Annotated in this window: 2 protein-coding genes; both read right to left on the bottom strand. The window is 65.6% G+C overall.

Going from position 1 to position 24724, the window contains the following annotated elements:
* Nucleotides 1-230: 230 nt before the first annotated feature.
* Nucleotides 231-11558: a non-ribosomal peptide synthetase gene (locus N2A98_RS10725; RefSeq protein ID WP_275623395.1), complete on the bottom strand. Its 11328-nt coding sequence runs from the start codon at nucleotides 11556-11558 to the stop codon at nucleotides 231-233.
* Nucleotides 11555-24478 (bottom strand): non-ribosomal peptide synthetase, encoded by a 12924-nt coding sequence (locus tag N2A98_RS10720; protein WP_275623394.1) that lies wholly within the window; start codon nucleotides 24476-24478, stop codon nucleotides 11555-11557. The genes N2A98_RS10725 and N2A98_RS10720 overlap by 4 nt, the downstream gene beginning before the upstream one ends.
* Nucleotides 24479-24724 lie beyond the last annotated feature (246 nt).

Genomic DNA, 24724 nt, shown 5'->3' with positions numbered 1-24724 from the left:
ACTGGGCCATGGATGGCCCATTGCGGCGGCCCACGCTGCAAAACCTGCGTTCGGGCACACCGAGCCTAGGCGAGGTGCCGAGTGGTGGGGCGAAGGCCTTTTGGTTACTTTTGGGCCTTTCCAAAAGTGACCCGCTGTCAGAGCGGAACCATAAGTGGCCGTTACCGCAGAAATGGATATGTACACAGACAACCCCCTATTGCCCCCACATTTGGATCGGTGCCCCCCCCTCAAGACACCACCTCCCCAACCCTGACATCTTCCAACCACCACCTGGCCAACCCCAAAACATTCGGCGCCTTGAGCAACGTAAAGTGATTCCCCAAGCCATACCAAACCTGCAACCCACCCCCCTGCCCACGCCACCCCTCAACCATCAACCCCTGCTCCCGCTGGTTCCCCGCCGCATCCAGCGCCGGGTCCTGCGCCAACACCAGGCGCACCACCCCCTCATACCGCCCTTGCGGCTGATACACCGTACGCAACGCCGCCGCGTAAGTGCGCGCCGGCCCAACCATCGCCTCCACCGCCGCACGCGCCGGCAACAACCCCACATTCACCATCCCCGCGTGTAACGCTTGCCGCTGCGCCACCTCATCGCGCCCGGCAAAGTCCACCGCATCAATCCCCAGCGACTTCCCAGCCGCCAACTGCATCGCCTCGATCAACCGCAACAACGCCGCCGTCGAGGTATAAGCCTTGCCCGCACGCCCCGGCGCCTCGCTGTCGATCACCGTCAAAGAGCCCACCTCACGCCCCATCGCCTGCAAGCGCAGCGCCATTTCCAGCGCCACCCAGCCGCCGAACGAATGCCCCACCAGATGCACCGGCCCCTCGGGGCACTCCTGTTCCAGCGCCGTCAGGTAACACTGGGCCGCCGCTTCCACCTGGCTATGGGGCACCGCTTCGCCATCCAGCCCGCGTGGCTGCAAGCCATACAACGGCCAGTCGCGCCCCAAAGCTTCGCTCAAACCGACAAAGCCGGTGACGCTGTCTCCCGCGCCCGGCACGCAGAACACCGGTGCATAACCGGCGCGCCCGCTCTGGATGCGCAGCAAGGGTGAGTGCGCCGCGCAACTCACCGGGGTGCTCGCCGCCAGCGCTTGGCTCATGGCCTGGCCAAGGCTCTGGATATGCGGCGCCTGCATCATGCTCTGGTGATCCCCCGGCACCTGCACCTGGCGCAGTTGCCCAGGCGCCAGGGCGGTGTCCCAACCCAGCGCGGCACTGCGCCGCGACAGTTCGGTGGGCCGCTGCTCGGCGCTGAACAGGTGCACCGGGATCGGCAGCGGGAACAGGCTGTAATGGGCCAAGGCATGCCCGTGCCCGACTTCCCGTTGCAAAAAGCTCAACAGATCGGCGTCCGTCGCCGCTGCCATTTGCGCGTATAGCAAACCTTGATCGCGACAGCGTTGCAGCAGAGCCGCAATGTCCAGCTGTCCAAGGCCTGCCTCCAGTTGTTCCAGGCTCGCCAGCTCATCCACACCTCCCTGTGCCTTCCAATAGGCCGTGCACTGCAACAACAAATGCCGCTTGAGGGCGTCCGGCCCGCTCCAGCGGGCCTTGCCCTGGTCGGTCATGCGCGGCACGTAACTGTCGATCAAGCCGAGAAACGCCACGGCCTCATCCTGCCCCAGCAACTGCATGGCAACTTCATAGGCCAGCACCCCCCCAAACGACCACCCCGCCAGGCGGTAAGGGCCGTGGGGCTGGATCTGGCGAATCAGCCCAACCATGCGCGCGGCCAAGCCTTCCATGCTGTCCAGATGCGCCTCGCCCAGCGCCAGGCCCGGCAGGCCATAAATCGGGTAATCGCCCGGCAGGTGCTGGCCCAGCGCCGGGAAGTACACGTCCATACCACTGAACTCATGCACCAGAAATAACGGCGCCTGCGACCCACGGCAGCGCACCGTGATCACCGCCGTTTCAGGCAGCGCCTCGTCACCGCGTAGGCGCAGCAGCGCCGCGACCGAGGCCACGCTGGCATGCTCGAACAGCTCGGCCAGCGACACCGGCAACCCGGCCTCGTCCAGCCGATTGACCAGGCGAATTGCCAACAAGGAATGCCCGCCCAGTTCGAAGAAACTGTCATGGCGCCCCACCTGCTCAAGCTTCAACACCTCGGCCCACAGCTGGGCCAAGGTCTGCTCCAGTGCATCAATTGGCGCTTCGAATGTGCCGCTGGCCGCAGCGTCCCAGGTCGGCGTCGGCAAGGCTTTGCGATCGACCTTGCCATTGGCCGTCAACGGCAAATGCTCCAGTGCCACAAAGGCCGAGGGCACCATGTAGGCCGGCAAGTGCGCCTGCAGATAAGCGCGCACCGGCTCGATGCCGACCGGCTCGCCCGCCCAGGTGAAGTAGGCCACCAGGCGCTTGTCCCCCGGCACGTCTTCGCGGGCCAGCACCACCCCTTCGCGAATGCCGGCGAATGTGGCCAAGCGTGCTTCGATCTCACCCAGCTCAATGCGGAAGCCGCGGATCTTCACTTGATCGTCATTGCGCCCGATGCACTCCAGCAAGCCGTCTGCGCTCCAGCGCCCGAGGTCGCCGGTGCGGTACAGCCAGGCAGCTGGGTTGAACGGGTTCTGCACGAACTTTTCAGCCGTCAATTCAGGTCGGTTCAGGTAGCCCTGGGCGACACCGTCGCCGCCGATGCAGATTTCACCGGTCGCCCCCACGGGCAGCAGCTGCAACTGCGCATCCAGCACGTAGACCTGCGTATTGGAAATGGGTCGCCCTACCGGCACGCTGTCGGCATCAGCGGTAAGCGCGTGCACCTCATAAGTGGTGGCGTAGGTGGTGGTTTCGGTCGGCCCGTAGCAATGCACCAGGCGCAACCCCGGTGCCAATGCCAGCAGGTTGCGGAACGCCGCCGGGTCGGCACGCTCGCCGCCGCACAGCAAAATACGCAAGCCGGCCAGGGCCTGGGGAATCAGTTGCACATACTGGTTGAACAGCGCGGTGGTGACGAACAGCACCGTCACGCCCTGAAGTGCCGCGCCAAACGCCAGCGGGTCGAGCAAGGTGGCGTGGTCGATCACCTGCACCTGACCGCCGTTGAGCAATGCCCCCCACACATCCATGGTGCTGGCATCGAACGCCGGGTTCGAGGCGAAGGCTACGCGGTCATCGGGATTGAAATCGGCGTAGCCGTTGTTGAGCACCAAGCGCGTGATGCCACGGTGCGGCACCAATACGCCTTTGGGCATGCCGGTGGAGCCGGAGGTGTACATGATGTACGCCACGTTCTGCGTAGACTGCGGCAGGCCCGGGTTGTGCTCGGGGTATGAGTCGAGGGCCAGGGTGTCCAGATCCAGGCGCTGCACCGCACTCTCCACGCTGCAGTCGCTGCGGGTCAACAGCCAGGCCGCGCCGCTGTCTTGCAGCATGAAAGCCTGGCGTTCGGCCGGCGCGTTGATGTCCAGCGGTACATAGGCGGCGGCGCATTTGAGAATCGCCAGTTGGCTGACCAACAACGCCACCGAGCGTGGCAGCAGGATCGCCACGTTATCGCCGGGGCACACACCCAGGCCGAGCAGGTGATGGGCCAGGCGGTTGGCGCGGCGGTTGAGCTCGCCGTAGCTCACCCGTTGCTCGCCGTGCCGCACCGCCACCGCATCGGGGCGCGCCTGGACCTGGGCTTCGAACAGGTGTTGCACGCTGCGTTCACGGGGGAACGCGCGGGCTGTGGCGTTGAAGCCCTCAAGCAGTTGCTGGCGTTCGGCCTGAGGCAGGATCGACAAGCAATTGAGCGCGATGTCGCTGCGCTCTTCCAGTGCCTGCACCACCTGCACCAAGGCGTTATGCAGGTAGTCACCCAAGCGTCGGGCCCCCTGCCCCATGGCCGTGAGGCTGAAACCTTCACCCAGGTCATCCACGCTCACCGACACGCCGTAGTGGGTGTGCTCTTCGGTCTTGAGCACTTCGATCCCCTGCCACGCCTCGGCCACACCCCCGGCCTGGGGTGCGCTGTGGCGATAGTTGAACAGCACGCTGAACAACGGCGTGGCCATCGGTACGCCGCTGCAACGCTGGGCCAGCGCCAAGGGCGCGTGTTCATGGCTGAGCAGTTGGGTCAGGCGCCCATGGGTGGCACGCAGCGCGGTCAGTACCGAGTGTTCACCCAGGACGACTCGCAGCGGCAAGGTATTGATAAATACGCCCATGGCGCGCTCGGCGCCTTCGCCACCTTGCAGGCGGCCGAGCATCACCGTGCCGAACACCACCTGTTCACGGGCGCAGACCGTGCCCAGCACATGGGCCCAGGCCAGGTGCATAAGGCTGGCGGCGCTGACGCCGGCTTGACGCGCCTGAGTGCGCAGGCGCCGACTCAACCCCAGGTCGAGACTCACCTTCACTCGCTCATCGGTGCCCAGGTGCGGTAAGTCAGTGGGTTCGTCGACCCCAGCGAGCATCTCGCGAAAAAACGTCTCGTGGTCCTCAGCGCCCAGACGGGTCTGGGCCACGTAGTTGCGGTACGGGACGGGCGCGGCCAAGGTGTCTTGCGCGCCCAACAGGAAGGCCTGCATGTCGTGTTGCAGGATGTCCAGGGCGATGTGGTCCATCACCAGATGGTGAAACAGCAACGTCGCCACTACCCGTTGTGGTTCCTCGGCATACACCAGGCGCATCAGGGGTGCCTGGCCGAGGTCCAGGCGTGGCAGCAACGGGCCGCTTTCAACCCGTAATGAGGCGGTCCGCCACACCACTTGCACCGGTTCCTCCAGCCCGTCCCAATGGAAGGATGAGCGCAGGATGTCATGGCGCTGGATCACCGCCTGCAAGGCATGGGCGAAGGCGTCCAGGCGCAGGCGGCTGTCGAAGGCAAACTGCGCCTGCAACACATAGGCGTCGTCACCTTGCACGGCGCGATGCTGATACAGGATGCCGGCCTGCAAGGGTGCCAGCGGGTAGATCTCCTGCACATTCGCCGCGCCGCCGGGGATGCTGGCGACGATGCGCTCGATGGCAGCGGGTTCCAGGGTGATCAGCGCAAGCATGTCCGGCGTGATCCGGGTGCAATCGGGCGCAATGCGATTGGCCGGCACCGCCACTTCACGCCCACCACCCAAAGCCGCAGCCAGGGCGGACAAGGTCGGTTGGCCAAACAGCACTTTCACATCCGCCGACAAGCCCAGGCGGCGCATGCGCCCGATCAGGCTGACCGCCAGCAAGGAATGGCCACCCAATTCAAAGAAATTGTCATGCCGGCCCACGCGCTCCACGTTGAGCAATTCGGCCCACAGCGCGGCCAGGGTGATTTCCGTGTCCCCCACGGGCGCTTCATAGTCGCGCACGCTCAATGCGTCCAGGCCCGGCGCCGGCAACGCCTTGCGGTCGAGCTTGCCGTTGGGGCTCAGCGGCAGCGCCTGAAGGTGCATAAAGCTCGTCGGCAGCATGAATTCCGGCAGATGTTGCAGCAGATGGGCGCGCAGGCTTTCGACCTCGCTCGGCCCCCCGGTGTAATAGGCAATCAGGCGCTGCTCGCGGGCGATCACGGCAGCTTCCTGCACCGCCGGATGCTCGCTCAGGCGCGCCTGGATTTCCCCCAGTTCGATGCGCAGGCCACGAATCTTCACCTGGTCATCATTGCGCCCCAGGTATTCGAGCGTGCCGTCGGGCAAGTAGCGGCCCACGTCACCGGTGCGGTACATGCGCCCCGGGGTGAACGGGTCGTCGAGGAAGCGTTCGGCGGTCAGCTCAGGGCGGTTGAGGTAACCCCGTGCCACCTGCACGCCCGCGATGAACAATTCACCGACCACCCCCAACGGCACCGGCTGTAGCTGCCCGTCCAGTACATACAGGCGCGTGTTGGCAATCGGCTTGCCAATGGGGGTGTTATCCGGCACTACGGCACCCGCGCAGTCCCACGCGGTGACATCCACCGCCGCTTCGGTGGGGCCATACAGGTTGTACAAGCCAACCTCCGGCAATTGCTGTTTGAAGCGCCGCACCAGGCTGCCCGGCAGGGCTTCGCCGCTGCACATCACCCGCACCAGCCCGGCGGCCTGGCTGACATCGCCGTGAGCCAGGAACACGTCGAGCATCGACGGCACAAAGTGCAGCGTTGTGACCCGCTCGGCCTCGATCACCTGGCACAGGTAGTCAGGGTCCTTATGCCCGCCAGGGCGGGCCATGACCAGCCGCGCGCCGGTGCACAGCGGCCAGAAGAACTCCCACACCGACACGTCGAAGCTGAACGGGGTTTTCTGCAAGACCGTATCGCTGGCCGTCAGCCCGTATTCGTCCTGCATCCACAGCAGGCGGTTGACCACCCCAGAGTGTTCGTTGATCACACCCTTGGGCTGGCCGGTGGAACCGGAGGTGTAGATCACATAGGCCGCCACGCTGGCCGCCTGCGGGTTATGGGTGGGCTGGTGCTGCCAGGTGGGTGAATCGAGGTTGACCACCGGCACCTCGCCCAACAACCCGAGGGTGCTGGCCTGGGCCAGCACTACCGTCGGCGCGCTGTCGTGCAGCATGTAGGCGATGCGTTCCAGCGGGTAGGCCGGGTCCAGCGGCACATAGGCGGCGCCGGCCTTGAGGATCGCGTACAGGCCAATGACCATGTCCAGGCCACGCTCCACGCAGATCGCCACCCGCGCCTGGGGCTGCACACCCAGGGCTTGCAGGTGATGGGCCAATTGGTTGGCACGCGTGTTCAGTTCGGTATAGCTCAGTTGCTGCTCGCCCGCCTTCAAGGCAATGGCATGGGGCGTGCGCAGCACCTGGGCTTCAAACAGGCCGTGCAGGGTCTGGTCGAGGTTGTACTCAATGGCAGTGGCGTTGAAATCCACCAACAGTTGCCGACGTTCGCGCGCGTCCACCAGAGGCACCTGCGCCAGCACCGCCTGGTCGTTATCGACCATGGCCTGCAACACGCGGGTGAAATAGCCGACGTAGCGCTGCATCGTCGACTCGTCAAACAGCGCCACGGCATATTCCAGCGCACCGAGGATGCTGCCCTGCACTTCCCCCAGGTTCAACGACAGGTCGAACTTGGCGAAATGGCTGTGCTCGACAATGCTCTCCAGAGCCAGGTCGCCCAGGGCCAGGGTCGGCGCGCTGCTGTCCTGCCAGCTCAGCAGGGTCTGGAACAGCGGGCTGTGGGCCAGGCTGCGCGGCGGCCGGGTAATTTCCACCACCTGTTCGAAGGGCAAGTCCTGATGGGCCTGGGCCTCCAGCGTCAGCGCCTTGACCCGCGCCAGCAACGCCTCGGTGCTCAGCTCGCCCGAGGTGTCGATACGCAGCGCCAGGGTGTTGACGAACAGGCCAATCAGCCCCTCGACTTCGGTGCGCATGCGGTTGGCCACCGGCGTGCCGATCACCAACTCGGGCTGCCCGGACAGGCGCGCCAACAGCGACGCCCAGGCACTCATCAAGGTCATGTACAAGGTGGTGCCATGGCGTTGGCTCAAGGCCTTGAGCCCGGCGGTGAGGCGTTCATCCAGGCGCACTTCGACACTGCTGCCAGCGTAGTCCTGCTGCGCCGGGCGCGGGCGGTCGGTGGGCAAGGTCAGCAACGCTGGCGCACCGGCCAACGCCTGCTGCCAGAAGCTGCTTTGGCGTTGCAGCACCTCGCCGCTCAACCACAGGCGTTGCCACACGGCAAAGTCGGCGTACTGGATCGGCAAGGGCGGCAGCGGGTCGGCGTGGCCGTGGCTGAACGCCTGGTACAGCGCCATCAGCTCGCGGGTCAGCACGCCCATGGACCAGCCGTCGGAGACGATATGGTGCAGGGTCAGCAACAGCACATGGTGATCATCGGCCATCACCACCAGGCGCCCGCGCAGCAACGGGCCGCGTTCAAGGTCGAAGGGTGCCGAGGCTTCGCCGTGGATCAGCGCGTCCAGGGCCTGTTGCGGCTGCGGGTGGCGACGCAGGTCCTGCACTTGTAGCGCCAACACCTCTTCGGCCGGCACGACCAGCACCTGGGCCTGGTCACCCTGCTGGGCGAAGCGGCTGCGCAGGGTGTCATGCCGCGCCACAATGCGCGCCAGGGCCCGTTGCAGCGCCTGTACATGCAACTGCCCGCGCAACCGCAGGCCGATGGGAATGTTGTAGGCGGTGTTGGCCCCTTCCATCAACGCCAGGAACCACAGGCGTTGCTGGGCGAAGGACAGCGGCACGTCGTCATCACGGTTGGCCGGCAAGATATCCGGCAAGGTGCTGCGACCGGCCTGGGCCAGCACCTCGGCGACCGCCGCCAGTTCGGCGTTGGCAAACAGGTCGCCCAGCGCCAATTCGACGCCCAGCCGCTGGCGCACCTGGGACACCATGCGCATGGCCAGCAGCGAATGCCCGCCCAGCTCAAAGAAATGGTCATAACGCCCCACGCGCGGCACCTGCAACACCTCAGCCCAGATCTGCGCCAGCACGGTTTCGATTTCGCCCTGGGGCACGGCGTACTCGCGGGTAAATACCGCGGCCATGTCCGGCGCTGGCAGAGCCTTGCGGTCGAGCTTGCCATTGGCGGTCAGTGGCAGTGCGTCGAGCTTCATGAACGCGACGGGCACCATGTAGTCCGGCAGATGTGCCACCAGGTGGGCGCGGATCTCGACCAGCGTCAGCGGGTCCAGTTGCGGGTTTTCAGTGAAGTAGGCCACCAGCCGCTCTTCACGCACCACCGCCACTGCTTCCAGGATGCCGGGCAATTGGTTGAGCTGGGTCTCGATTTCGCCCAGTTCGATGCGCACGCCTCGGATTTTCACCTGGTCATCGTTGCGCCCCAGGTAGTCGAGCGTGCCGTCCGGCAACCAGCGCACCAGGTCGCCGGTGCGGTACATGCGCCCTGCATTGAACGGGTCGCGCAGAAAACGCTCGGCGGTCAGCTCCGGACGGTTCAGGTAACCGCGTGCCACGCCCTTGCCGCCCACGTACAACTCCCCCGCCACCCCCAGCGGCACCGGGCGCTGGTGTGGGTCGAGCACGTAGACCTTGGCATTGGCGATGGGCTTGCCGATATGCAACGGCTGGCCCGCCTCGACCTTGCCGGAAGTGGCCACCACCGTGGCTTCGGTGGGCCCGTAGTTGTTGATCAGCTCAAAGCGCTGCGCCCGCCCGAACTGGCGTAGGCGATCGCCACCGACCAGCAAGGTGCGCAAGGTCGGGTGCTCGATGTTCTGGCTGAAGGCGTATTCCGCCACCGGCGTCGGCAGAAAGCTCACGTCCAAAGGCTGCGCGCACCACCAGGCCAGCAGTGCGTCGATATCTTCACTGCCCTCATGGGCCGGTGGCAGGTGCAAGGTGGCGCCCACACACAGCGCCGGCCACACTTCCCAGGCCATCGCGTCAAAGCCGAAACCGGCAACACTGGCGGTATGCCGCCCGGCGCGCAGGTCGAAGGCGCTGCAATGCCAGTCCACCAGGTTGGCGACAGTGTGATGTTCCACCATCACCCCTTTGGGCAAACCGGTGGAGCCGGAGGTGTAGATCACATAGGCCAGGTGCGTCGGGCCGACGGCGATTGTGGGGTTGCTCGCCGAATGGTGCTGCCAGGTGAAGCGGTCCAGATTGATCACCGGCACTTCCAGGGCCGGCAGGCGCTCCAGCAATGCGTGCTGGGTGAGTACCGCCACTGGCGCGCTGTCACTGAGCAAATAGTTCAGACGCTCAGCCGGGTGGGACGGGTCCACCGGCACATAACCGGCACCGGCCTTGAGAATCGCCAGCAACCCGGCCAGGGTATCGAGGCCGCGCCGCGCCACAATCGCCACGCGGTCGTCGGGCTTGACCCCCAGTGCCAACAGATGATGGGCCAGCAGGTTGGCTTGCTGGTTCAGTTCGGCATAGGTCAGTTGCCGGCCCTGATGCACCGCGGCGATGGCGTACGGCGTGAGCGCGGCCTGGGCTTCGACCCTGCCGTGCAGGGTGGTGCCTTGGGGGAAGACGGTCTGGGTGGTGTTGAACTGTTCCAGTAACAAACGCTGTTCGGCAGCGGGCACCACCGACAGTTGGTCAAGCGCGGTATGGGGGGCCTGTTCCAGTGCGCTCACCAGGTTTTCCAGCGCGGTGTGCAGGTAGGCGCAGACGCGTTGAGGGTCGACCAGGGTGCTGGCCAGCAAACTCAGGCCGAAGCCCTCGCCCAGGTCGTCCACGCTCAGGGTCAGCGGGTAGTTGGTGCGTTCCTCGGCGCGCAGTGCGGTGATGCCGTGCCACGCCGACACGGCCTCGGCGCTGGCGGCGGACGCGCTGTGGCGATAGTTGAGCAGCGCGCTGAACAGCGGCGTCGGCGCGAGCACGCCACTGCAACGCTGGGCCAGGGCCAACGCCGCGTGTTCATGGCGCAGCAACGTGGTCAGGCGTGCGTGGGTGGCCTTGACGGCGGTGCGCACGTCCTGGGCGTCCACGTCCACGCGAAACGGCAAGGTATTGATGAAAATGCCCAGGGCGCGGTCGGTGGCATGGCTGCCCTGCATGCGCCCCATCAACACAGTGCCGAACACCACCTGGGCTTTGCCGGCCAACACCCCCAGCACCTGGGCCCAACCCAGGTGAAACAGGCTGGCGGCGCTCACGCCCAGTTGGCGTGCCTGTCCGCGCAAACGCTGGGCCAGTGCCGGCGCCAACGGCAGGCTGACTTCAGCGATGGCGCGCGCATCGCCTTGCACATCCTGCAAACCGAACGGCAAGGTGGGCTCGCTGATATCGCCGAGCATCCGCCGGAAGAAACTTTCATGTTCTTGTTCACTGATGCCCAGCCGCGCCTGCGCCACATAGTTGCGAAACGACACGGCCTGGCCGAGGGCCGCGCCTTGGCCCAACAGGCACGCCTGCATTTCGTGGCACACCACGTCCAGGGCGCTGTGGTCGAGCGCCATGTGATGGAACAACAGGGTGGCGACGATGCGCTGGTTGGCCGGGTCTTCAGCGCGCACCAGGCGCAGCAACGGCGCCTGGGTGACGTCGAGGCGGTAGTGGCGGGCATCAAACAGGTCATGCAGTTGCGTGGCGATATCGCCGTCGCCCGGGTCCAGCATCAAGGCTTGCACCGGCAGGCGTGCCTGGCGCCACACCACTTGCGAGGGTTGCGTCAGGCCATCCCAGACCACCCCGGTACGCAGGATGTCGTGACGGTCCATCACCCGTTGCAGCGCCTGGGCAAACGCATCGAAACGCGCCAGGTTGTCAAAGGCGAACTGCGACTGCATCACATAGGGGTCACCCTGCTCGGCACTGACATGGTGGAACAGAATGCCTTCCTGCAACGGCGCCAGTGGGTAGATGTCCTGGATATTCGCCACGCCGCCCTGCACCGTGGCGACAATGCGCTCGATCTCGTCCTGGTTCAGGGTCGACAGGGTCAGCATTTCAGGAGTGATGCGCTCGGCATTGGCCGGGATACCATTGGCCGGCACCTGCACCTCACCGGCCTTGGTCGCGGCGTATTCACCGGCCTTGATCAGTTCGATCAGCGCCGGCTTGTGCTCACGCAAGGCGGCCAATATCGCCGGGTCGCTCAAGGCGTGCTTGTTGCCGTTCACCGACAACTGCTCGCCCTTGAGCGCCAGTTGCACATCCTTGGTTTTCAGGGTTGCCAGCAGCTCGAGGATGTTCACAGGACGATCTCCATTCGTTCGGTCATTGCGGCGTAGCCGGCCAGGGTCGGTTGTTCGAACAAGCCCCGCACATCGGCTTCCATGCCTTCCTGGCGCAGGCGCCCGATCAAGCTCACGGCCAGCAGCGAGTGCCCGCCCAGTTCAAAGAAGTTGTCGTGGCGCCCTACCCGCTCCACCTTGAGCAGCTCGGCCCAGAGCTGGGCCAGGAGGATTTCGATGTCGCCTTCGGGCGCCGCGTATTCACGTACCTGCAAGGCGTCCATACCCGGTGCAGGCAGAGCCTTGCGGTCGAGCTTGCCGTTGGGGCTCAGGGGCCAGGCGTCCAGGCGCATGAACAGCGCCGGCACCATAAAGTCCGGCAGGTGCTGCAACAGCTGGGCGCGCAGGCCGTCGATGTCGGTGGGTGCGCCGGTGTAATACGCGACCAGGCGCTGGTCCCGGGCGACGACCACGGCGTCCTTGACCGCCGGATGCTCGATCAAGCGCGCCTGGATTTCTCCCAGCTCGATGCGCAGGCCACGGATCTTGACCTGATCGTCGTTGCGGCCCAGGTACTCAAGCGTGCCGTCGGGCAAGTAGCGGCCCAAGTCGCCGGTGCGGTACATGCGCCCCGGGGTGAACGGGTCGTCGAGGAAGCGTTCGGCGGTCAGCTCAGGGCGGTTCAGGTAACCCCGCGCCACTTGCACGCCCGCGATGAACAGCTCACCGACCACGCCCAACGGCACCGGCTGCAACTGCCCGTCCAGAACATACAGGCGAGTATTGGCAATCGGCTTGCCGATCGGGGTGTTGTCCGGCACCTCAGGGCGGGCGCAGTTCCAGGCCGTCACGTCCACTGCCGCTTCGGTGGGGCCGTACAGGTTGTATAAACCAATCCCCGGCAACTGCTGCTTGAAACGCCGCACCAGGCTGCCCGGCAAGGCCTCGCCGCTGCACATCACCCGCACCAACCCCGCCGCCTGGCTGACATCGCCGTGGGCCAGGAACACATCGAGCATCGACGGCACAAAGTGCAGGGTCGTGATCTGCTCCGCGGCGATCACCTCACACAGGTACGCCGGGTCTTTGTGCCCTTCAGGGCGCGCCATCACCAGGCGTGCGCCGGTGAACAGCGGCCAGAAGAACTCCCACACCGACACATCGAAGCTGAACGGAGTTTTCTGCAACACCGCATCGTGGGCCTTGAGGCCATAGGCGTCCTGCATCCACAACAGGCGGTTGACCACCCCGGCATGTTCGTTGATCACGCCCTTGGGCTGGCCGGTGGAACCGGAGGTGTAGATCACATAGGCCGCGTGCCGGGCAATGAGGCCCGGTACTGGCGGGTTGGTGATGGGTTGGTGCTGCCAGGTGCTGTGGTCGAGGTCGATCACCACCGCGTCACCCAGCAAGGCGCGGGTGGCGCTTTGGGCCAGCACCACCACCGGCGCGCTGTCGTGCAGCATGTAGGCAATGCGCTCTGGCGGGTACGCCGGGTCCAGCGGCACATACGCACCGCCGGCCTTGAGGATGGCGAACAGGCCGATGACCATGTCCAGGCCGCGCTCGACGCAGATGCCCACCCGCGCATCCGGACGCACGCCGCTGGCACGCAGGTGATGGGCCAGGCGGTTGGCGCGCTCATTGAGTTGCTGGTAGCTCAAGCTGTGCTCGCCGGCATTCACCGCCACGGCCTGCGGAGTACGTACAACCTGGGCTTCAAACATGCCGTGCAGGGTCTGGTCGAGGTTGTAGTTCACCTCGGTAGCGTTGAACTGCACCAGTAGCTGTTGCCGCTCTTGCAGCCCCAGCACCGGCAGGCGATTGAGCGCCTGGTGCGGCGCCTGCTCAAGAGCCTCGACCAGCCCGCTCAACGCGTTATGCATATAGCCGCACACCCGTTGTGCATCCACCTGGGCCAGGGCGGTGAACGCGTAGCCGTCGCCCAGGTCATCCACGTTCAAGGTCAGCGGGTAATTGGTGCGCCCGTCATTGACCAGGGTCTGCATGCCTTCCCAGGCCAACTGCGCATCCGCCGAGCGGGTGGCGGCGCCGCGATGGCGATAGTTGAGCATCGAGCTGAACAACGGCGCCGGGGCCGCGACACCGCTGCAACGCTGGGCCAAGGCCAGGGAGGCGTGTTCATGGCCGAGCAATTCGGTCAGCCGCGCATGGGTGGCGCGCACGGCGGCGCGGGCGCCCTGGTCGTCGATATCCAGGCGCAGCGGCAAGGTGTTGATAAACACGCCCAGGGCGCGGTCGGCGCCCTCGCCGCCCTGCAAACGGCCCACCAGCACCGTACCGAACACCACCGTATGGCGCGCCGATACCGCGGCCAGCACCTGCGCCCAGGCCAGGTGGAACAGGCTGGCAGCGCTGACCCCCAGCAACCGCGCCTGGCTGCGCAGGCGGCGGTTGAGCGGGCTGTCCAGTTGCAGGGTATGTTCGTCGATGGCATTGCCGTCGCCACGCACGTCCTGCCAGCCGAACGGCAGCGTTGGCTCGTCGACATCGCCCAGCATCTGGCGGAAGAACTGCTCATGCGCCTGTTCGCTGACACCCAGGCGCGCCTGGGCCACATAGTTGCGATACGGCATCGGCGCGGCGGTGGGCGCGGCGTGGCCCAACAGGTGGCCCTGCATTTCGCGCAACACCACGTCGAAGGCGGTGTGGTCCAACACGATATGGTGATAGAGCAGCACCGCCACCACGCGCTGGTTGACCGGGTCCTGGGCATACATCAGGCGGATCAACGGCGCCTGGCTGATTTCCAGGCGATAACGCCGCGCATCAAAGCGCTCGTGCAGGCCGGCGAGTACGTCGCCTTGCAGGTGCAGTTCCTGTACGCACAACTGCGCCTGGCGCCACACCACTTGCAGCGGTTGTGCCAGGCCCTCCCACACCACCCCGGTGCGCAGGATGTCGTGGCGGTCGATCACCTGTTGCAGGGCGCACACAAAGGCGTGCAGGCGCTCGATGCTGTCAAACGCCAGATGCGATTGCAGCAGGTAAGGATCGCCCTTCGCCGCCGTGAGGTAGTGATAGAAAATCCCTTCCTGCAACGGCGCCAGCGGGTAAATGTCCTGCACGTTGGCAGCGCCTCCCGGCACCTGAGCCACCACCTGGTCGATGGCCGACTGGTCGAGGCTCACCAGGGCCAGCATGTCCGGGGTGATGCGTTGGCAATCGGCACTGATGCGATTGGCCGGCACCTGCACTTCGCGGCCACTGCCGACAGCGGCAGCCAGCGCGGCCAGGGTTGGCTGGCTGAACAGCACGCGCACATCCGCGCTGAGGCCGGCCTGGCGCATGCGCTCGATCAGGCTGACGGCCAGCAAGGAATGGCCGCCCAGTTCGAAGAAGTGGTCATGGCGACCCACCTGCTCCACCTGCAACACCTCGGCCCACAGCCGCGCCAGGGTGGTTTCGACGTCACCTTTGGGGGCTTGGTATTCACGGCTGAGCAAGGCGCACTGGTCTGGCTCTGGCAATGCCTTGCGGTCCAGTTTGCCATTGGCGGTCAGGGGCAACTGGTCAAGCCGCATGTAGGCGACCGGTACCAGCGCCTCGGGCAGTTGGGCTTGCAGGTGCGCACGCAAGGTCTCGATCTGCAACGGGCGCTGTTCGGTGAACCAAGCCAGCAGGCGGCCTTCGCGCACCAGCACCACGGCCTCACGAATACCGTCCAGTGCCGCCAGGCGGCTTTCGATTTCACCCAGTTCCACCCGCACGCCGCGCAGTTTTACCTGGTCGTCGTTACGGCCCAGGTATTCAAGGTTGCCATCGGGCAGCCAACGCACCAGGTCACCGGTGCGGTACATGCGCCCTGGGTTGAACGGGTCTTGCAGAAAGCGTTCGACCGTCAGCTCGGCACGGTTGAGGTAGCCCCGCGCCACGCCGCTGCCGCCTACATAGAGTTCACCGGCCACGCCCACCGGTACCGGCCGCAGGTGCGCGTCCAGCACATAGCTGGTGGCATTGGCGATGGGCCGGCCGATATGCAACACCTGCCCGGCCCGCACGCGTCCGGAGGTAGCAACCACCGTGGCTTCGGTGGGGCCGTAGTTGTTGATCACGGCAAAGCGCCGCTCTTGGGTGAACTGGCGCAAGCGGTCACCGCCGATCAGCAGGATGCGCAAGGTGGGGTGCTGCTGGGGCAGGCTGAAGGCGTATTCGGCCACCGGCGTCGGCAGGAAGCTCACGTCCAACGGCTGCGCCAGCCACCAGGCCAACAGTTCATCGACGTTTTCGTTGCCCATCTCGGCGGGCGGCAGGTGCAGGGTCGCGCCGACGCACAGGGCTGGCCAGACCTCCCAGGCCATGGCATCAAAGCCCATGCCGGCCACGCTGCTGGTGTGGCTCACCGCCGTCAGGCCAAAGGCCTCACAGTGCCAATGCACCAAGTTTTCCACGGTGCGGTGTTCCACCATCACGCCCTTGGGCTGGCCGGTGGAACCGGAGGTGTAGATCACATACGCCAGGTGCGCGGGCGTCAGGGTGGGCAGTTGCGGATTGCTCACAGAGTGGCGCTGCCAGGCGGGGTCATGCAGATCGACCAGGGCAACCGAACCGAGCAGCTCCTGGGTACTGGTCTCGGCCAGCACCGCCACGGGCGCGCTGTCTTGCAGCAAGTAGGCGATACGCTCGGCGGGGTACGCCGGGTCGATCGGCACATAGCCCGCGCCAGCCTTGAGAATGCCCAACAGCCCCACCAGCATCTGCGGGCCGCGACGGCAGCACAGCGCCACGCGGTCGTCGGCTTGCACGCCGAGTTCCAGCAAGTGATGAGCCAACTGGTTGGCGCGTTGATTGAGCTGCTGATACGTCAGCGCCTCACTGCCTTGCTGCACGGCAATGCGATGGGGTTGGCGCTCGGCCTGCACTTCAAACGCACCGTGCAGGGTCTGGCCATGGGGGAAGTCGTGGGCGGTGGCGTTGAACTCGCGCAGTACCGTGTCGCGCTCTGCGGCGGGCAGAATCGGTAACTGGCGCAGCGCACTGTTGGGCGCCGTCTCCAGGGTGACAATCAGTTGCTCAACGGCACTGAGTATGTAGTCGCACAGGCGTTGCGCGCCAATCTGCGGCACGGCCAGCACGCTCAGGCCAAAGCCTGCGCCCAGGTCATCCACGCTCAGGGTCAACGGGTAGTTGCTGCGTTCTTCGCCGCCCAGTAGCTGCACGCCTTCCCAGATGCCGTGGCCGTCGCGGGCCATTTCCCCTGGGTTGCTGTGGCGGTAATTGAGCAAGGCGCTGAACAGCGGCGTGCTGGTCGGCACGCCGCTGCAACGCTGGGCCAGGGCCAGTGACGCATGCTCATGCCCGAGCAAGGCGCTCAAGCGTGCATGGGTGGCTTTGACCGCCTGCGTCGTACCGGCTGCAACGTCGACCCGCAGCGGCAAGGTGTTGATAAACATCCCCAGCGCACGGTCTGCGCCCTCGCCGGCTTGCAGTCGGCCCATCAGCACCGTACCGAACACCACCTCGTCGCGGCCCGAGACCAGGCCCAACACCTGGGCCCAGGCCAGGTGCATCAGGCTGGCGGCGCTGACCCCCAGTTGGCGCGCCTGCTGGCGTACGCGCCGGGCCAGGCCTGCCTCCAGGTGCACCTCGGCTTCTTCGATGGCACGGCCATCGCCCTGCACATCCTGCAGGCCAAACGGCAAGGTCGGCTCGTCGACCTCGGCGAGCATGTCGCGGAAAAACTGCTCATGCTGCGCCACACTGACGCCCAGCCGCGCCTGGGCCACATAGTTGCGAAACGGCGCGGCAGCGGGCAAGTCCTGGGCCTGGTTGAACATGAAGGCACGCATTTCCTGGCCGACCACTTCCATGGCGGTGTGGTCCAGCGCCAGGTGGTGGAACAGCAGGATCGCCGCGACCCGGTGGTGCGCCGGGTCCTGGGCATAGACCATGCGCAGCAACGGCGCCTGGGTAATGTCCAGGCGGTAGTGACGCGCATCGAAACGCCCATGCAGTTGCGCCATCACATCGCCGCCGGCCGGGTCGAGCATCACCTCCTGCACCACCAGCTTGGCATCGCGCCACACCACTTGCACCGGGCTGTCGAGCCCTTCCCACACCACAGCGGTACGCAAAATATCGTGGCGCGCCACCACCTGTTGCAGCGCGCCCATAAAGGCGTGCAGGCGCTCGGCGGTGTCAAAGGCCATGCGCGATTGCAGCAGGTACGGGTCGCCCTGCTCGGCGCTGATGTGGTGGTAGAGAATGCCTTCCTGTAGCGGCGCCAGCGGGTAGATATCCTGGATATTCGCCGCACCACCCGGCACGCTGGCGACAATGCGCGCTATGACCTCTGGGGTCAGTTGCACCAGGCTCAGCATCGCCGGCGTGATCTGTGTACAGCCGGCGGGGATGCCATTGGCGGGCACCACGATTTCTCTGCCACTGCCCACGGCGGCCGCCAGCGCGGCCAGGCTTGGCTGGCTGAACAACACGCGCACATCGGCGCTCAGGCCCACTTGGCGCATGCGTTCGATCAGGCTGACCGCCAGCAACGAATGCCCGCCCAATTCGAAGAAATGATCATGGCGCCCCACGCGTTCAAGCTTGAGCACGTCCTGCCAGATCTGCGCCAGCAGGCTTTCCACCTCGCCTTGCGGGGCTTCGTAGCCACGGCTGATCAAGGCGGCCTGGTCGGGTGCCGGCAATGCCTTGCGGTCCAGCTTGCCGTTGTTGGTCAACGGCAGGCTGGCCAGCGGCATATAGGCCGACGGCAGCATGTAGTCCGGCAGTTGGCCTTGCAGGTGCGCGTGTACCTGGTCAATGCCCAGGTCTGCGCCGGCCCAGGTAAAATAGGCCACCAGGCGCTTGTCCCCCGGCACGTCTTCACGGGCGAGCACGGCAACCTCCTGGATACCCGCACAACTGGCCAGGCGTGCCTCGATCTCGCCCAGTTCGATACGGAAACCGCGGATTTTGACTTGGTCGTCATTGCGCCCCAGGCACTCCAGCAGGCCATCCTCCGACCAGCGCCCGAGGTCGCCAGTGCGATACATCAGTGCCCCAGGCTGATCGACAAAGGGGTTGCCCACGAACTTCTCGGCGGTCAACTGCGCACGGTTCAAGTAGCCCTTGGCGACGCCCTCCCCGCCAATACAGATTTCACCGGTGATACCCAGCGGCACCGGCTGCAACTGTGCATCCAGCACATAGATCTGCGTGTTGGAAATGGGCCGCCCTACCGGCACGCTGTCGGCGTCAACGGCCAGCGCGCGCACTTCATAGGTGGCGGCGTAGGTGGTGGTTTCCGTAGGCCCATAGCAATGCACCAGACGCAACGCCGGAGCCTGCGCCAACAGACTGCGGAAGGCCGCCGGGTCGGCACGTTCGCCGCCGCACAGCAAAATGCGCAGGCCGGCCAGGGCCTGTGGAATCAGTTGCACATACTGGTTGAACAGCGCGGTGGTGACGAACAACACCGTGGCGCCCTTGAGTTCAGCGCCAAACGCCAGCGGGTCGAGCAAGGTGGCGTGGTCGATCACTTGGACCTGGCCGCCGTTGAGCAGCGCGCCCCACACATCCATGGTGCTGGCGTCGAACGCCGGGTTGGAGGCAAACGCGATGCGGTCTTGGGGGTTGAAGTCGGCGTAGCCGTTATTGATCACCAGCCGGCTGATGCCGCGATGGGTCACCAACACGCCTTTGGGCGTACCGGTGGAGCCGGAGGTGTACATGATGTACGCCACGCTGTCCGAGCTCTGGGCCACAGCGGGGTTGGTCGCAGGCATTACGTCCAGGTTCAGCTCGGTGAGGTTGTCCAGCACCTGGCGGGCGCCGCTGTCCTGCACCATGAAGGCTTGGCGTTCAGGCGGCGCGTTGACGTCCAGCGGCACGTAGACCGCCGCGCACTTGAGTACCGCCAATTGGCTGACGATCAGGTCGACGGAGCGCGGCAGCGCCAGGGCGACCGGCTCACCCGGCTGCACGCCCTGGTTAAGTAAATGATGGGCGAGCCGGTTGGCATGGCGGTTAAGGTCGCGGTAGCTCAGGGCGCGTTCGCCATGCACCACCGCCGTGGCTTCCGGCCGGGCCAGCACCTGGGCTTCGAACAGTTGGGCGACGCTGAGGTGCGACGGGTATTCACGGGCGCTGGCATTGAAGTCCTGCAGCAGTTTGCGCCGCTCCGCCGGCGGCACGATCGACACGCTGTGCAACGCGGTGGTCGGCGCCTGTTGCAGCGCAGTCACCAGGTGGCGCAGTGCGGTGAGCATGTAGTTGCCCACCCGTTGCACATCCAGTTCGGCCACGCCTTGCACGGTCAAGCGCATGCCCGTGCCGAGGTCATCGACGTTGAGCACCAGTGGGTAGTTGCTGCGTTCTTCGGAGCTGAGAATCTCGATACCGGAGGCGGCAAAGGGGTTGTCCCCCGGGGCTTCATCGGCGGCGCTGTGCCGGTAATTGAGCAAGGTGCTGAACAACGGCAGCGAGCCCGGCACACCGCTGCAACGCTGGGCCAGGGACAACGAGGCATGTTCGTGCCCGAGCAGTTGCGCCAGGCGCGCATGGGTGGCGCGCACGCCGGCCTGTACGCCGACGCTGCCGAGGCTGACCCGCAGCGGCAAGGTGTTGATGAACATCCCCAGCGCCCGGTCCGCACCCTCGCCGCCCTGCATACGCCCCAGCAACACGGTGCCGAATACCACCTCCTGCTGGCCGGACACCTGGCCCAGCACCTGGGCCCAGGCCAGGTGCACCAGGCTGGCAGTGCTCACGCCCAGTTGCCGCGCCTGTTCGCGCAAGCCCAGGTTGAGCGCCGGCTCCAGCGGCAGGCGCGCTTCATGAATGCCGCTGCCGTCGCCATTCACGTCTTGCAAACCGAAGGCCAGGGTCGGCTCATCGATGTCGCCCAGCATCTGGCTGAAGAAGGCTTCGTGCTGGGCCTGGGTCACACCGAGGCGGGCCTGGGCCACGTAGTTGCGGTACTGCACCGCGTCAGGCAATTGCGCACTGTGACCATGCAGGCTGGCAGTCATTTCTTCGACCAGCACCTGCAGGGCGGTGTGGTCGAGAAGGATATGGTGCAGCAGCAAAATGCCGACCACGCCGTGGCTGTCCTGCGCATACGCCAGGCGCATCAGCGAGGCGCGTGACAGGTCTAGGCGATAGTGGCGTGGGTCGAAACGCTGTTGCAGGTGCGCCAGTGCCTCGCCGCCCAGCGTATCCAGGCGTTCGACCACCAAGGGCGCCTGGCGTAACACCACTTGCACCGGCTCCTCCAGGCCCTCCCAGAGGATGGCGGTGCGCAGGATGTCGTTGCGTTCGATCACCGTGTGCAGCGCGTTGACGAAGCCGTCGACGGCGCCCTGGTCGTGAAAGCGCAACTGCACCTGCAACACGTAGGGGTCGCCCTCGGTGGTCGCCAGGTGGTGGTAGAGAATGCCGGCCTGCAACGGCGCCAGGCCATAAATGTCCTGCACGTTGGCAACGCCACCGGGCACGGCCTCAAGGATATGGTCGATTGCAGTCTGATCCAGTTCGACCAGGGGCAGCATGTCCGGGGTGATGGCCTGAGTGTCTGCTTGAATGGGATTGGCCGGCACCTGCACGCTCTGCTGGCCGCCCACCGCCGCAGCGAGCGCCGCCAAGGTCGGTTGGCCGAACAGCACGCGCACATCGGCGCTGAGGTCGACCTGGCGCATGCGTTCGATCAGTTTGACCGCCAGCAGCGAATGGCCGCCGAGTTCGAAGAAATTGTCCTCACGACCGACACGGTCGACGTGGAGCAGGTCTTGCCAGAGCCTGGCGAGGGTGGTTTCCAACGCCCCCTGGGGCGCCGCATACGCGCGCCGGGCCACGGCGTCGGCGTCAGGTGCGGGCAAGGCCTTGCGGTCGAGTTTGCCGTTGGTGGTCAGCGGCAGCGTGTCCAGGCGCACGAAGGCGCTGGGCACCATGTGTTCGGCCAGGCTGCGCTGCAGATGGTCACGCAGGGCGGCTACGTTGAGTTCGCTATCGCTGATCACATAGGCCACCAGGCGCTTGTCGCCCGGCTGATCTTCACGGGCGATCACCACCGCATCGCGCACGCCGCTGGCCGTGGCCAGGTGCGCCTGGATTTCACCCAGTTCGATACGGAAACCACGGATCTTGACCTGGTCATCGTTACGCCCCAGGTACTCGACACTGCCATCGGCCAGCAGGCGGCCGAGGTCGCCGGTCTTGTACATGCGCAAACCGGTGGCCGGGTCGGCGAGGAAGCGTTCGGCATTCAGCGCCTCGCGGTTGAGGTAACCACGCGCCACCCCGGCACCGCCCACGTACAACTCGCCCACCACACCCAGGGGCAGCGGCTCACGGCGTGCATCCAGCACGTACAACTGCAAATCGGGAATGCGCACGCCAATCGGGCTCACACCGACCAAGTGCGCGTCGGCCGCTTCCAGCGCACGGTAGGTCACATGCACGGTGGTCTCAGTGATGCCATACATGTTCACCAGTTGCGTACCGGCATTCACCGCCCGTGCGTACCACGGCTTGAGCATGCCCAGCTCCAGGGCTTCGCCGCCGAAAATCACCTGGCGCAGGGAATGGGACTGGGCGCTGTTGCCCTGGGCCGCGATCAACTGGCGGAACGCGCTCGGCGTCTGGTTGAGAATACTCACCTGGGCATCGCACAACAGCGCGTAGCACTCATCCGGCGAGCGGCTGACCAGTTGCGGCACGATCAGCAACTGGCCGCCGTGCATCAGCGCGCCCCAGATTTCCCACACGGAAAAGTCGAACGCAAAGGAATGGAACAACGCCCACACATCGTGCGAGTTGAAGCCGAACCAGTGGTGGGTAGCGCTGAACAGGCGCGCGACCTGGCGATGCTCGATCATCACGCCCTTGGGCTGGCCGGTGGAGCCGGAGGTGTAGATCACATAGGCCAGGTTGGCCGGGCTCAGGTGCAGCCGGGGGTTGCTGATGGGCAACGGGCCCAGGTGGTCGAGGTCGATCTGGGCCAGCGCACCGACCCGCTGCGCCGTGTTGGCCTGCACCAGCACCGCCACCGGTTGGCTGTCGGCCAGGGTGTAGGCGATGCGTTCCTGGGGATAGGCCGGGTCGATGGGCACATAGCCCGCGCCGGCCTTGAGGATGCCGAGCAGGCCGATGATCATCTGCGGGCCGCGCTCCACGCAGATCGCCACGCGCGCGTCGGGGCGCACGCCGTGGGCCAGCAGCGCGTGGGCGACCTGGTTGGCGCGTTCGTTGAGTTGGCGGTACGTCAGGGCGTGTTGTTCGAAGCGCAACGCAATGGCATCGGGCTGGGCGGCGGCGTGGGTTTCGACGTGCTGGTGAATCAACTGGGTGTCGGCGTAGTGCGTGGGGCAGTCGTTCAAGGTGTGCAACAAGTGATGGCGTTCAGCGTCAGGCAGGATGTTCAGGCCGCAGAGCGGCATATCCGGTCGTTGTTCGAGGGCGTCGGCCAGGCTTTCCAGCGCGGTGTGCAGGTAGCTCGCTACCCGCTGCGCGCCAATGGAGGCATCGACCATCACGGTCAGCGCGAAGTCTTCACCCAGGTCATCGACGTTCACCGTCAGCGGGTAGTTGGTGCGCTCCTCGGCGCCCAATACCCGGATGCCGTCGGCCACTTCAATCACCGCCGCCATATCGGTGGCGGCGCTGTGACGGTAGTTGAGTATCGCGCTGAACAGCGGCGTAGGCGCCGCCACGCCGCTGCACCGTTGTGCCAGCGCCAGGGACGCATGTTCGTGGTCGAGCAAGCGCGTGAGGCGCTCATGGGTGACCTTGACCGCAGCGCGCACGCCCTGCTCGCCCACATCCACCCGCAGTGGCAAGGTGTTGATGAACATGCCCAAGGCCCGCTCACCGCCCTCGCCTGCGCCCATGCGCCCGAGCATCACGGTGCCGAATACCACCGCCTCCCGCCCGCAAACTGCGCCCAGCACCCGCGCCAAGGCCAGATGCATCAGGCTCGCCACACTCACCCCCAGCGGGCGCGCCATGCTGCGCAGGCGGCGGCTCAGAGCGCTGTCGACGGGAATGCGCACTTCGTCGATCCCCTGGCCATCACCCTGCACATCCTGCAGGCCGAACGGCAGCGTCGGTTCATCGATATCCGCCAGCATGTCGCGGAAGAACGCCTCATGAGCCTGCTCGCTGACGCCATGGCGCACCTGGGCGATATAGCTGCGAAACGCTACCGGTGCAGAGGCCTGGGCTTGCTGCCCGGCCAAGTACAGCTGGATTTCATGCCGCACGCCGTCCAGGGCGGTGTGATCGAGGATGGTGTGGTGGAACAGCAACATCGCCACCACCCGCTGGTTGGCCGGGTCGTCAGCGAACACCAGGCGCAGCAGCGGCGCCTGGCCCAGGTCCATGCGATAAGCGCGGGCATCATAGCGAGCGAGCAATTGAGCCAGGCGGTCAGCACCGTCCAGCTGCGCCTCTTCGCAGGCCAGCACAGCCTTGCGCCACACCACTTGCAGCGGTTCGTCCAGGCGCTCCCAGACCATCGAAGTGCGCAGGATGTCGTGGCGGTCGATGACCCATTGCAACGCCTCGGCAAAAGCCTCAAGACGTGCGCGGCTGTCGAACACGAACTGCGCGTGCAGCACGTAAGGGTCACCCTGGTGCGCCGACAGATGGTGATAAAGCATGCCTTCCTGGAGCGGCGCCAGCGGGTAGATATCCTGCACATTCGCCGCACCGCCTGGGACCGCCGCGACGATGCGGTCGATGGCCGGCTGGTCGAGGTTGACCAGCGCCAGCATGTCCGGGGTGATGCGGTAGGCCGGGCTCAGCCAGTCACCGCCATGTTCGGCGACCAACTGCAGGAGTTGGGGTTTGTGCGCAATCAATTGATCCCAGAGCGCGTCGTCCAACGCTTGGTCATCGCCCAGAACGATCAGATCGTCTTCTTCCGTTTGCAGACGGATCGCGTGGGTGGAGATCGCTGCCAGTAAGTCGCTGAACTGCATGGGGAACCTGCCTGATAATTCACGGTTGACGAGAATGTCCGTATTCAGTTTTGCCGCTTGGATCGGCAGTACCGCGCGCCTGTAAAAAATGCGGGCGCAGCCGTAGGCCTGGAGGGGCTTCCGGCAGGCTTGAAAATTAAGGGATCTATGGGCTGGGGGGTGACATGGGAAGCGGGGACAAGAGGAATAGCACGGCTCCTACATGGGGCAAAAAAAACCGCCCTTGCGGGCGGTTCAAAAAAACTC

Origin of the sequence: Pseudomonas sp. FJ2-5-13 (assembly GCF_029201605.1) — a bacterium.
Lineage (GTDB): Bacteria > Pseudomonadota > Gammaproteobacteria > Pseudomonadales > Pseudomonadaceae > Aquipseudomonas > Aquipseudomonas lactis.
The sequence above is the reverse complement of the archived record's forward strand: the minus strand, read 5'-3'. Positions and strand labels throughout refer to the sequence as shown.

What these genes read in the sequence shown, in the direction of transcription:
- N2A98_RS10720 (WP_275623394.1), bottom strand. Translation starts at nt 24,478, where the DNA reads ATGCAGTTCAGCGACTTACTGGCAGCGATCTCCACCCACGCGATCCGT.